The organism is Cyanobacteria bacterium GSL.Bin1, assembly GCA_009909085.1.
In the GTDB taxonomy this organism is placed as follows: Bacteria; Cyanobacteriota; Cyanobacteriia; order Cyanobacteriales; family Rubidibacteraceae; genus Halothece.
This window is the reverse complement of record JAAANX010000186.1, coordinates 34439-46381: the sequence shown is the minus strand read 5'-3', so window position 1 is coordinate 46381 and position 11943 is coordinate 34439. Positions and strand designations below refer to the sequence as shown.

Sequence of the window (11943 nt, the reverse complement as noted above, 5' to 3'; positions counted from 1 at the left end):
AGCGCAACAAGTCCGTTCTGGAGATACAGTGACGATGGAACCCCCGTTTATTGTCAAAGCCAACTCCGAAGATAATTCCTTAGGCTTAACTTTAGTAAAAACCAAAGATCAAATTGCAGCAGCGTTACAGACAGGCTTTGCTTATGATGATACCCTACTCATCGAAGATTATATTCCCGGACGAGAACTGCGTGTGGGTGTGATTGAACGCGGAAATGGATTATATGTTCCCTCGATGATTGAATACTTATTTCCTAAAGACCACACTATTCGCACCACTCAGGATAAGTATGACCTACAAGCCGATGGAACGCCCGGAAAACAACCAGACCAACCTGTTGCGAAACCCCAATGTCCGGCAGCAGTTACGCCAGAATTATTTGAGAAACTCGCAGATGCAGCGAGAAAAGCCCATATCGCCCTAGGCTGTCGCGATTATTCCCTATTTGATTTTCGCGTTCATGAAGAAACCGGCGAACCTTATCTTTTAGAAGCGGGTCTGTTTTGGTCATTCGGAGAAATTAGCATGATTTCTCGGATGCTACTTGCAGATGGAGAGGTATTAGAAAATGTGGTAACTGAAGTTTGGCGTAGTGCTTCTCAACGGTCTCAGGCAAAACGTTTGGATGAGTCGATTATTTAATTGACTCGTTCAGCAAAACCCTGACCCTTTGGAAAATACTTTTAGCAGGTTTTTACAGTAGCAGTTAGCGCGATTCTTGAAATCATCATCCCTGTATTGGACTGTTAGCGCGTACGGCTTTGCTCGTATCGCAGACATCGCGCAACTCGTTTAATTCACTCTTGACCAAGCCTTTTCCGCGATTAATCATTACCAGAGACCACTTGCTTAAAGCATACAGAATCGTAGTTGCAATCAGTGTTAACTTAACTGGGGAAATCTCTTATTCCTGCTAGGTATTTATGAGTCAATCACCTTCTCCAAACTCTTCTCTAAGCAAGGGGTTTACTGCCATTCTTAACTCAATTGAACGCATTGGCAATCGTTTGCCGGATCCTTTAACTCTATTTGCCCTCCTTGCCTTATTGACGATTTTTGCGAGCGCGATCGCGTCTTGGAGTAATTTGGCAGTGGTTAATCCTGCGAAAAACGAAACAGTAGAAGCAGTGTCTTTACTAACAGCAGATGGCATCCGCCGCATTGTCAGTGAAGCGGTGCCAAATTTTGTGCAATTTCCCCCTTTAGGCACTGTATTAGTAGCGTTATTAGGTGTAGGGGTCGCACAAGAAAGTGGATTGTTAGCAACCGCATTACGCCGCTTAGTTCTCATGGCCCCTGCTCGTTTTGCCTCTCCCATGGTTGTCTTTGCCGGGGTTCTCTCGAATTTAGCAGCAGATGCCGGCTACGTGATTTTAGTCCCTTTGTCGGCTGTTGTCTTTCGTGCTTTTGGACGTCATCCCATTGCCGGGTTAGTCGCGGGCTTTGCGGGAGTATCGGGTGGTTTTAGTGCCAATTTAATTATTAACCCTCTCGATCCCTTATTAGCAGGCTTATCACAAAGTGCCGTCCGTTTAGTCAATGCAGACTATACCGTCAATGCTCTAGCAAACTATTACTTCATGGCCGTTTCTACCGTGTTAATTACACTGATTGGTTGGTATGTGACAGATTGGATTATTGAACCCAAATTAGGAACGGAGCGCGAAACAGAAATCTCTGAACCAGAAGAACTAACCATCTTGCAACGAAAAGGGCTACGTTGGGCAGGATATGCCCTCATTGCTTATTTAGTGTGTCTTGCCCTGTTAACCCTTCCCCCAGAAGCGGTATTGCGCGATCCGCAAACCGCTAACCTCATTTCCTCAATTTCTTCTCCTTTCATGGAAGGGATTGTTTTTCTAGTTGCCCTAGGATTTTTCTTTCCAGGCATTGCCTATGGCAAAGTCGCCGGAACCTTGCGTACAGATCGAGATGTTGCCAGTGCCATGTCAACAGCCATGAGTTCCATGGGATATTATCTCGTACTTGCCTTTATTGCCGCTCAGTTTGTTGCCTATTTTGACTGGAGTAATTTAGGCTTGATTTTTGCCATTAGTGGAGCCCAGTTTTTAGAAGCCACCAGCATTCAAGGATTACCTGCCTTATTCTTGTTTGTCGCTTTCAGCGTTTTCTTAAATTTATTTATTGGTTCCGCTTCAGCAAAATGGGCAGTTTTAGCCCCAGTTTTTGTACCGATGCTAGTGTTGGTGGGGTATTCTCCCGAAGCCATTCAAGCCCTTTATCGCATTGGTGATTCCAGTACTAATATTCTCACCCCACTGATGCCATATTTTCCGGTGGTTATTGCCTTTGGACAACAATATGATCCAGATTTGGGAATCGGGCGTTTAATTGCTTTAATGTTGCCCTATTCTGTGCTGTTTTTAGTCAGTTGGCTCGCCCTGTTTTTGTTATGGACCGTTTTAGGATTACCCCTGGGTCCCAATGCCCCCATCTATCTATCTTGAAAGGCTTCAGGGGCAATGTTTTTTTCAAGAAACCGTCAACCATTGCATAAGGTTTCTTTCTGAATTAGCTTCTTGTAGCACGACCTTTATGACTTGAATGAGGAAGGAATAACTTTATTTATAAAGTTGCCTGATAATTATTTTGATTAAAAAGCATATAGTCAAGTTCTTTTGCAAGCCAATTTTCAAACATTTGGTTCAGTAACATTTGATAAATTTCGTCTGTTAATTCAGCAGGAATAAATTCTTCAACTAAAAACAGATGATATCCTTGTTCAGACGCAAAAGGTGTGATCACTGTATCCTGTTTAGCTTGAAAAACAAGTGTTGCTATATTTTGTTTTAAGTCATAACGATGAACCTTACCGACATAACCACATTGAATTCTACGCTCAGGATCAATATCATATAAATGAGCAGCTTGATAAAAGCTCATTTCTTCTTCTTCTATTTGATAAAAAATTTCCCAAGCTAATTTTTTATCAGAAACAATAATTTGATAAAGTAATATTTTTTCAAAATTATGTTGATTTTGGTTAAAAAAATCTTTTACTGCTTGAGAAAAAAGATGATCAGAAAGTTTATGAGCTGCTAAATGATCGTAAATTCCTGCTTCCCAATCTTCAGGGGTAATTAATTCCTCAGCAAGCCAAGCAAAGGTATCTTCGGCTTGTTCTAAATGCCTTTGTCGTCGTAACCGATCTCCTTGCGCTTGAACTTCTTCAGGTTTAATCTGGACACCATAAGTTTTAAGGGCATGATTAATTATCTTCTGATGTAATATTTTGATACAAGTATCTTTCAGTTTAACTTGTTTCTTTAAAAAATCTATAACTTCATCTGTTTCAATTACTTGCCCTGAAAATTCAACCATAAGATAAGAATTAAAATGTTGAAATCGAGATTCAAGAAATTTTTAATGTATTAGGAAGAAGCTATAAGTTTCTATTCTAGCTTCTTCCATTCTGTTAACAAATTGAATCTAAAGGAAATCTCCAAAACTGACTCAAGAAATAACCATTTCAGCAAGATCAGTTGGTTTATTTATACTAATAATTATTCCTTAATCATTGATCAAATTAGCTTGTGCAACGGCAGCAGATTGAAAATTACCTTGACCTACTTGTATTTGAGTAATATTGGCTATATTAAAACCAACATTAATATCTGGTCCATTAACCACTGTACTAGAACTAGGAAGTGCAATCGAAACACCACCTTCTAAGTTAGTATCTTCAGATATATCTTCTAGGTAACTGAGATTGGAAATAACCATTATCCTCTCCTTAATGTGTGGTAAAAAAACTAGCTTTTAGTTCAGAGACAAAGTTTAATGAAGCAAAATTGGGAAGAAGCTAAAATAGCTTAGCTTCTTTCCCATAAGGAGGATTTAACGTTGTCGTATCCTTAATTTACAGTAGTATCCTACTCTGATGGAGTGAGGAAGATATCGGAGTTCTCAATAACATTGGTTTGCCCAATGGCAACTGATTGGATATTACCTTTTCCAAGTTGCCCTTGGCCTACTGTAGCTAAGTTCAAAGCAGCATTTAAATTGGAAAATCCACCTTGAACTTTAGTATCTTCAGGCATAGCTTCTAGGTAACTGAGATTGGAAATAATCATTGTAGTCTCCTTGATTTCTAGTGAATTGCTGGATTTTTAAATCAATACGTTGTCATTGATACTGTTAATTTGGGCAAGAACAACGCCTTGATTATTCCCTACGCCTGCTTGATCTTGACTTACTTTAGCCAAATTCAAAGCAGCATTTAAATCAGAAAATCCACCTTGAATTGCTTTGTCTTCAGACATAGCTTCTACATGTTCAAGATTGGAAATAATCATTGCAGTCTCCTTAATTTGTAGTGAATTGCTAGCTGTTTAATTAGGAAATTAATTACTCAAAAATCCAACAGCATCATTATCGGTGATACTATTAACTTGCGCAACAACAGCATTTTGAGCATTTGTGTCTCCATTTTGTAATTGAGACACGCTAGCTATATTTGCAGCGATGTTTTGATCAAAAATATTCAATCCACCTTGAATTGCGTTGTCTTCGGAAACAGCTTCTAAATGTTCGAGATTGGAAATAATCATTATTTCCTCCTTCATGATTTCTGCAATTGTGAATTAAGCCATGTGGCTGTTCACATTTAAAACTATAGTAAATTTGAAAGGTTTTGTGTGGTCAGACTGGCATTTTTTCTTTGTTTTTTTGCTGTACTTAAATTAGTTTATTAGTGAATTTTGGAGATTTACTCTACCATTTGAATTGGATTGAATTATTTGCCTAGACTGAGATTTATAGCTTGATGTGCGAGATTTACAGTGCTTCTTTATTAAGCGAGTATACGTCCGATATGGAATATGATTTAAGGGGTTATATCCAGCTGTTTCAAGCATCAATACACAAGCCCAAGAATATTCTCCCTCTGAAATAGCATTAATAATTTCTTCAAATTCATCTTCATTGATGACATTATCAATCTGTTTGTTAGAAAAATCTTTATGATCTGACATAGTTAACCTGTTTTTAATCGTTTTTATTAGGTGTGCATTTTCGCTTAAGTCATAGCTTTAAACTGATTGAGTGTTAACCAAAATAGTATACAGCAAAAATTCTGGAATTTCTGATATTTCGGTTTACGTGCCAAACGTTTATAAATTCAAGCCTCCTTCTTGTAATTTTTTAATTGGATCAAAAATTACATTAGCAATACGGCGACGACGAATTATAATTTCAGCATTAGCACTTTGACCCGCTTTAAATTTAATTTTCTCTTGATTGTGCTTAATGTAGTTGCGGTCTAGACCAATTTCAACTTGATAAAATGTTCCCTTTTTATTGGTATGTGAGTTAGGAGAAATTGATAATACATTGCCTTCAATTACACCGTAGTCTTGGTAAGGATAGGCATTAAATTTAATCTTGACTGACATACCTTTTTCTAAGAAGCCAGCTTCTTGAGCAGGAACTGCAGCATCTAAAACTAAGGGATTATTTTGAGGTGCCAGCTCAGCAATTGTTTGTCCTGGTTTAATCACCTGACCAATATTTTGCAAGTTGAGAGATAAAACTGTACCATTGATCGGTGATTTTAATAGAGTTTCTTTCTGTTTATTCTTGGTAATTGCTAATTCATGTTTAGTATTTTCTATTTTTCCTTTAAGTTGATTTATACTAATTTGAAGTTGCTGGATTTTTTGTTGAGCTTCTAGCTGAAGTTGCTTTTTTTTATCTTTTGCTTGACTGAGATTTACTTGTAAACGCTTGATTTCTTGTTGTGCCGTCTTAACCTCATTTTGAATACGGATTAGTTTCATTCTGCTTCTTTGCAAAGATTGCTGAGCTTGAAATAAATATTCTTGTGAAATTGCCCCATTTTGCTGAAGAGGTTTCAGGCGTTTTACCCGCTTTTGATTTTGGGATACTTCTAATTGTATAGCTTGGAGCTGTCTGGTTTTCGCGGAAATTTTTTCTTTGGTTTGCGCGATCGCGATTTTTTTTGACTCTATTTCAGTCGTGGCAATCTTTTTACTATTTAAAAGTTCTGATTTTTTCGTTTCTAATAAATTTTCTTTTTGTTGTAACTGATTTTCATGATTGGCTAACTTTTCATTTAATTGATTAATATTTTGCGTAATTTTTTCAGCATTTAATTTAGCTAGAGTTTCTCCTTTTTTTACAGTATCTCCTTCTTCAATCAAAAGTTTTTTGATTTTACCATTACGGGTCGGTTCAATTTGATAAGTATCACCTTTAGGGATTAACTTCCCTTGTGCTTGTCCTACTTTATCAATATGCCCGAACCAAGCCCAACTTGCAATAGCAATACAAAAGACCAAACTGCCGAAAATTGAACGTAAGGGAAAAGAAGCCGGGGGTTTATCCAAAAGATTTTGTACAGAAGAAGACCATTCCTCTGAAGGTTGCTCTAAGGATGAAGTATGTGTAGTTGTACTAAGGGCTGAAGAATTAGTTTTATGATCATTCTTATTTGTTAGCTCAGTCTTCTGAGAATCAGTCTGTGACTGATATTTTTCCATAGCAGAAGATGAGTTTTCTGAAGACATAATATCTTGAATAGTCCATCTTCATTTCCATATTTTATTATATTTTTTGAGATTATATTGGCCAAATTGGCATTTTTTTGAAATTAATTTATTTATCTGAACCCTTTCATTTTAATTAGTTAGATGTTGATTAAATATCGAGTTGCTGTTGTGCTAAATGATAGTATAATTTCTGTTCTCCAATCAATTCTTCATGAGTCCCTTTTTCCACTAATAAGCCTTGATCTAACACTAAAATACAATCAGCATTACGGACAGTTGAAAGTCGATGGGCAATAATAAATGTTGTTCGTTCTTGAGAGACCCGTTTTAGGTTATCTTGAAATCGTTGCTCTGACTCAGTATCAAGAGAACTCGTTGCTTCATCGAGAATTAAAATTTTAGGATTATCCAGTAAAGCCCGCGCGATCGCGATCCGTTGTCGCTGTCCTCCTGATAAATTGGCACCCCGTTCTCCGACTTTTGTATTGTAACCAAGCGGCATTGCTTGAATAAAGCTATGAGCTTCAGCCAGTTTCGCGACTTCAATCACTTCTTCTAACGTAAAGTCCGGTCGATAAAGGGTAATATTCTCAAGAATTGTTCCTGAGAAGAGAAAACAATCTTGGGAGACAACACCCAACTGCGAACGCAAAGACTGAGGAGAAACATTGGCTAAATCATGACCATCGATATAAATATGCCCAAAATCTGGTTGATACAAGCCTTGTAGTAGTTTAGCCAATGTTGTTTTGCCCGAACCACTCCGTCCGACTAAAGCAATCGTTTCTCCTGGATTGGCTTGGAAAGTAATGCCATCAACAGCATTACGGTCACTATCAGAACTATAACGAAATGTAACATGGTCAACATTGACTTCACCCATGAGCGAAGGTAAAGCTAACAAATTTTGTTCGGCGGTTTCTTCTGATTGCACTGTAAAGACATCATTAAGTCGTTCAACTGAAATCAGAACTTCTTGTAATTCATCCCAAACATTAGCAAGAGTCAGAATTGGATTAATCACTCTTCCCAATAGCATATTAAATGCCACCAATTGTCCAATACTCAGCTGACCTTGAATCACTAATTTTGCGCCGTACCATAACAAAGCAGTTGTACCAATAACATTGATCAGTTTATTCGCCGCTTCAAGCTTCACGACTAATTTTTGTCTTTGGAAGCGAATATTTAAAAAATCAGTCAGATAATCTTCCCAACGCCAGCGCATTTCTTGTTCTGAAGCCGTAGTCTTAACTGTTTCGATACCAGTCATCGTTTCAACTAAAGCTGAATTTTGCTCTGCCGACTGATTGAAAACTTCTCGCGAAATTTTGCGAATCCAAGGTGTTGCAATTAACGTCAAGATAACAATGGGTGGAATTAGGGCAATAATTAAAAGGGTTAAACGCCAGTTGTAATAAAACATTAACCCTAAATAAACCACACTCATTAGGATATCTAACCACGCAATCATGCCCTTGTTCAGTAAAAAACGTTGAATTTTCCTATTTTCACTGACTCGCGTAATAATATCTCCGACATGACGCGATTCAAAAAACTTTAAAGGCAGTTTCATTGTATGGCGAATAAATCCCCCAATCATGGTCAAGTCCAAGATATTGGATAAATAGCTCAGTAAATACTGCCGAGTTCCGGATAAAATGACCTCTGCCATGCCAAAAAACAATATGCCGAGAGCAAAAACATGCAACATCGTGAGGCTATTATTGACCACGACTTGATCAAGAATAATCTGAGTAAACAGAGGGGTGACTACACCAAACAGTTGAATTAACAGTGAGGCAACAATAACTTGAAACGCAGTAGATTTATAAGGTAAGAGTAACTTAAAGAATTTTCCTAAAGACGGTTTTTCTTCTGGGAATTCTTCTAAATCGGTTGTTGGTTCCAGTAGCAGTGCATATCCAGTCCAACTTTCTAAGAATTGTTTACGAGATAAACGCTGCTTTCCCCGCGCTGGATCAGCAATCAGTACTCTATTTCTATTGACTCGATAGACAACAACATAATGATCCCCTTGCCAATGAGCAATCCAAGGATTATTCTGCGTTGTATTCACCAAAGCCCCTAAACTGGCTCGTACTGGTTTAGTGATATAACCTAGCTTTTCCGCTACTTTCGCAAGAACCGATAAAGAAGCTCCAGAACGACCAATATCACCTAAACGTCGTACCGAGTTAATACTAAACCGTTTCTGCCAATACCGACTAATCATGACTAAGCAAGCCACCCCACAATCGGAACTACTATGTTGCTCGACAAAAGGATAGTGACGCCAAAAGTTCTGCCGTTTTTTTTGCGGTTGGGGAAACTCTACTTCAACCGTTTCTGTTGGCAATAGAGGAGAACTCTCCGTAGGGGAGGGAATATCAGGATTTTTGACAGTAATCGGAGAAGAAGAAGGATTTTCTTTCAAGCTAGTGCTTGTTGCCTCTTCAAAAGTGGGAAGTATCGTCAAATATTCTTTCGGTAAATGATATAACCATAAAGTACTCTGCGCAAACCAATCTGACGGAACAACATCAGGGTATCCCCAAGCCTCTACAGAAGAGGGTTCAATGTGTCCTTGCCTTAACCAAAAACGTCCTGCTTCAGCAGGAGCAGCTTGGGCTAAAGATTGTCCCGCCGGAATTTGTATTTTTTGGATATAAGGTACCAGCTTTTCCAAACGATGACTGGGAAATTTGCGTAATTCAGTTAAAGTTTTCAAAAAAATTAAGGCTTGCCGCTTTTGAGCCGCATTGAGCCACGGTACTTTCAGTTGTGAGTTTTCTTGAAACCAATGTTTTTGTTGGAAAGGAGCAAGACGAGCCACCTGAACTGTTTCGGAACTTTGCGCAGCAACGACCTGATAGGATGAGCAAGTTTCCCTCATCAACGTATCGCCACCAAATAACTCTCCTTTGCCTAAAACTTGGATAGACACTGACCTTTGTTTTTCTGGATCAAAGCTCAGTAATCTCACCTTTCCTCGACACATTAAATAACAATCTGAAAAGTTATTTGCCTCTTGCACTTCACGTCCAGGAGGAGCTGAGAATTCATGAACTAAGTCACCCAGTTGAAAAGAGAAGATTTCAAATCTATCACTAAAAGTAGCAAGCTGCTCCTGATCAATTTCCGTAAAGACTGATTTTTTAGTCAGTAAGCTCTGTAGAATAATGTCTTGGTTAGAAAGGGTTACCGATGCCATTTCCCCATTATTCTCTAGATTTGCCGTCATATTAATTGTAGCTAGTTAATTTTAGCTAGGAACTCTTAATTGAAGAGCCTAACATAACCATTTTGTACCAAATTGCTTTCAAGGCTTGATTTTTCGGAGGCTAAAATGACGGAAATCCCTGAACTTTATCGATAATAACCCAGCAGAATATAGTAGAAATATTTACAAAATTCTGTCATTATATTTATTTTTAAAGTGTTATTTGTTATCAAATAAACTGTAAAAATACCACAATAAATTCAGTATTAATTCTGTTGACAAAATAACAAATAGAGTGGATGTGTAAACTCGCCCGGAGGCTCCCATTTGTTGTCTTGTGCAACAGATGGAGGGCTACTGAAAGCGCACATCTCAGGCGAAGCCGGATGTGCGTAGTTCACTCACTAGGAACGACTCATTGCTAACTCCCGTTGTTTTTGACGAACCGATTCTCCGGTGAGTAATTCCACAACATCCATCCCATTACTAATCACTCCCGGAACACTGGGATAGCCCGCACTCGCCCCCACTAAGAAGAGATTGAGTAATTCCGTTTTATACCCAAGACGATTTAAGCCAATTTGTTGGGGAATCAGATTGGCTCCATACATATTCCCTTCGGGTTGTCCAAGATAATATTCGCTAGTTGTGGGAGTCCCGAAAACTTTCATGCGAATGTATTGATTAATATCAGGGACTAAATCTTGGACGCTCGCCATGACTTGCTGATACGTAGCTCGTTTTTTGGCTTTGTACGCCTTGACATCAGTCTCGTGCAGTTCTTTAAAAGGTTGGTAGGGACAGACAGTGGCAATTTCTAAAACATGATGACCAGCCGGAGCCATACCAGGTTCCTCTGATTTGAGGGTGGGACAGGATAAAAAGAGCCAGGGATGTTCTAAATTCCCTTGCAATTGGTTTTGATAGGCTTGATTGAGGTCGTTATTGGGATAGTACCAAATATTCCAGCTGCCAATTCCATAGCGACTCGGATCAAAGCGGGTATCCAAACCAAGATAAATATTAAACGCACTGGCGGAGTATTCATAATTCGTCAGGCGGTTATACTCCGAGCGGCTGAGTGCTTGCGGTGCGTGCATCAGTTCGACGGTCAGTTTGGGATCAAGGTCGCTGATATAAGCAAGATTGGCGTGATAAATTTCGTCCCCGGCGATAACTCTTTTAATTTGATGATTTTCAACTTCAATGTGCTCGACCGGAGTAGAATAATGGATGCTTCCTCCCGCTTCAGTGATCGCCGAAACGACCGTATCGACTAAGTGTTTGAAATGGTGTTGAGGATAGTAAGCGCCTTCAGCATAGTCAGAAACTAACGAAGCATGAGTGAGCAAAGCAATTTCTGAGGGAGGTAAGCCATAATCTCCACTTTGACCGGCTAATAGAGCTTGCAGTTTCGGAGATAGCCCAATGTGGTCATAAAGGTCTTGTAAGGTCCAGTTCCGTCTCCTAAATAAATGCCAATGCTTCGGTAAGGACAGCCAGTCCAACCAGTTAAAATCGAACCAGCGGATATCGTTGTTTACTTGTTGTATCTCTTGATGAAGTTGTTTAATTTCATCACAGTAAAGATTGATGCCCCGTGCTTCTTCTGGAAAATGAGCCAGGAGACGATCGCGGAATTTTTCCCAATTTAAAGGAATCCGAAAATCGACTTCTGGGGTAATCACCCGGTCAATACAATCCGCAGCCAAGGAATTAAAGGGAACATGGCGACCGATATAGTTGAGAAATTGGGAGACGGTTTGACCTTGGGCACATTGGTAAATATAGTGAACATCGGCACAGAAGCGATACTCGCCATATTCAAAAGTATGACAACACCCGCCCGGAAGGTAGTGCTGTTCTAAGACGGCGACTTGATATCCTTGCTGCGTTAAACAAGCGGCTGCGGACAAACCGCCTAAGCCAGCTCCTAAAATGACATAGTCATACGTTTTCATAGTTTCTCCTCCTGAAGCGCTAAGACAAATGCGTTTTAAATCGTTCTTTTTTCTTCTCCAACCCCTTAAAGCAAAGCAACAGCTTCATCGAATCCTCTTTGTGGGATTACAGCAATTGGTCGTGAGCTAGTGCTCTTTGAGAAACAGAATGGACGCGATGAGGCTAGAAGGGGATGATGACTCGGGACAGTTGATCTCTTTCCTTTATTCCTATCTTAAAATGGATGA

The 11943-nt window shown here is 39.2% G+C and carries 11 protein-coding genes; 2 read left to right on the top strand and 9 right to left on the bottom strand.

Annotated features, from left to right (window positions below; all coding sequences use genetic code 11):
* Positions 1–643: D-alanine--D-alanine ligase (locus tag GVY04_21280; protein ID NBD18564.1), on the top strand; the 643-nt coding region annotated here is incomplete at its 5' end.
* Positions 644–924: 281 nt separating this feature from the next.
* Positions 925–2469 carry an AbgT family transporter gene (locus GVY04_21275; protein NBD18563.1) on the top strand — a complete coding sequence of 515 codons (1545 nt, stop codon included), beginning with the start codon at positions 925–927 and terminating at the stop codon, positions 2467–2469.
* A 118-nt stretch (positions 2470–2587) separates the two neighbouring features.
* Here GVY04_21275 and GVY04_21270 read toward each other — a convergent pair whose 3' ends face one another.
* From GVY04_21270 to GVY04_21230, 9 genes are all read right to left on the bottom strand, one after another.
* Positions 2588–3343: a peptidylprolyl isomerase gene (locus GVY04_21270; GenBank protein ID NBD18562.1), complete on the bottom strand. Its 756-nt coding sequence runs from the start codon at positions 3341–3343 to the stop codon at positions 2588–2590.
* 189 nt (positions 3344–3532) lie between these two features.
* Positions 3533–3745, bottom strand: a complete 213-nt coding sequence (locus GVY04_21265) for a hypothetical protein (protein ID NBD18561.1) — start codon at positions 3743–3745, stop codon at positions 3533–3535.
* Between the two features lie 149 nt (positions 3746–3894).
* Positions 3895–4095 (bottom strand): hypothetical protein, encoded by a 201-nt coding sequence (locus GVY04_21260; protein NBD18560.1) that lies wholly within the window; start codon positions 4093–4095, stop codon positions 3895–3897.
* Positions 4096–4131: 36 nt separating this feature from the next.
* Positions 4132–4317 carry a hypothetical protein gene (locus GVY04_21255; GenBank protein ID NBD18559.1) on the bottom strand — a complete coding sequence of 62 codons (186 nt, stop codon included), beginning with the start codon at positions 4315–4317 and terminating at the stop codon, positions 4132–4134.
* 48 nt (positions 4318–4365) lie between these two features.
* Positions 4366–4572 (bottom strand): hypothetical protein, encoded by a 207-nt coding sequence (locus tag GVY04_21250; GenBank protein ID NBD18558.1) that lies wholly within the window; start codon positions 4570–4572, stop codon positions 4366–4368.
* A gap of 132 nt (positions 4573–4704) precedes the next feature.
* Positions 4705–4995 carry a HetP family heterocyst commitment protein gene (locus GVY04_21245; GenBank protein ID NBD18557.1) on the bottom strand — a complete coding sequence of 97 codons (291 nt, stop codon included), beginning with the start codon at positions 4993–4995 and terminating at the stop codon, positions 4705–4707.
* A 138-nt stretch (positions 4996–5133) separates the two neighbouring features.
* A complete protein-coding gene (locus tag GVY04_21240; protein ID NBD18556.1) occupies positions 5134–6549 on the bottom strand; it encodes an HlyD family type I secretion periplasmic adaptor subunit in 1416 nt (471 codons plus the stop codon).
* 130 nt (positions 6550–6679) lie between these two features.
* Positions 6680–9775 (bottom strand): ATP-binding cassette domain-containing protein, encoded by a 3096-nt coding sequence (locus tag GVY04_21235; GenBank protein ID NBD18555.1) that lies wholly within the window; start codon positions 9773–9775, stop codon positions 6680–6682.
* A 383-nt stretch (positions 9776–10158) separates the two neighbouring features.
* The gene (locus GVY04_21230; protein ID NBD18554.1) at positions 10159–11715 is read right to left on the bottom strand and encodes an FAD-dependent oxidoreductase; all 1557 of its coding nucleotides are present in this window, start codon (positions 11713–11715) and stop codon (positions 10159–10161) included.
* Positions 11716–11943 lie beyond the last annotated feature (228 nt).

Excerpts from the sequence above, each read along its gene's own strand:
- GVY04_21275 (NBD18563.1), top strand. The coding sequence starts at position 925 with ATGAGTCAATCACCTTCTCCAAACTCTTCTCTAAGCAAGGGGTTTACT.
- GVY04_21270 (NBD18562.1), bottom strand. The coding sequence starts at position 3,343 with ATGGTTGAATTTTCAGGGCAAGTAATTGAAACAGATGAAGTTATAGAT.
- GVY04_21265 (NBD18561.1), bottom strand. The coding sequence starts at position 3,745 with ATGGTTATTTCCAATCTCAGTTACCTAGAAGATATATCTGAAGATACT.
- GVY04_21260 (NBD18560.1), bottom strand. The coding sequence starts at position 4,095 with ATGATTATTTCCAATCTCAGTTACCTAGAAGCTATGCCTGAAGATACT.
- GVY04_21255 (NBD18559.1), bottom strand. The coding sequence starts at position 4,317 with ATGATTATTTCCAATCTTGAACATGTAGAAGCTATGTCTGAAGACAAA.
- GVY04_21250 (NBD18558.1), bottom strand. The coding sequence starts at position 4,572 with ATGATTATTTCCAATCTCGAACATTTAGAAGCTGTTTCCGAAGACAAC.
- GVY04_21245 (NBD18557.1), bottom strand. The coding sequence starts at position 4,995 with ATGTCAGATCATAAAGATTTTTCTAACAAACAGATTGATAATGTCATC.
- GVY04_21240 (NBD18556.1), bottom strand. The coding sequence starts at position 6,549 with ATGTCTTCAGAAAACTCATCTTCTGCTATGGAAAAATATCAGTCACAG.
- GVY04_21235 (NBD18555.1), bottom strand. The coding sequence starts at position 9,775 with ATGACGGCAAATCTAGAGAATAATGGGGAAATGGCATCGGTAACCCTT.
- GVY04_21230 (NBD18554.1), bottom strand. The coding sequence starts at position 11,715 with ATGAAAACGTATGACTATGTCATTTTAGGAGCTGGCTTAGGCGGTTTG.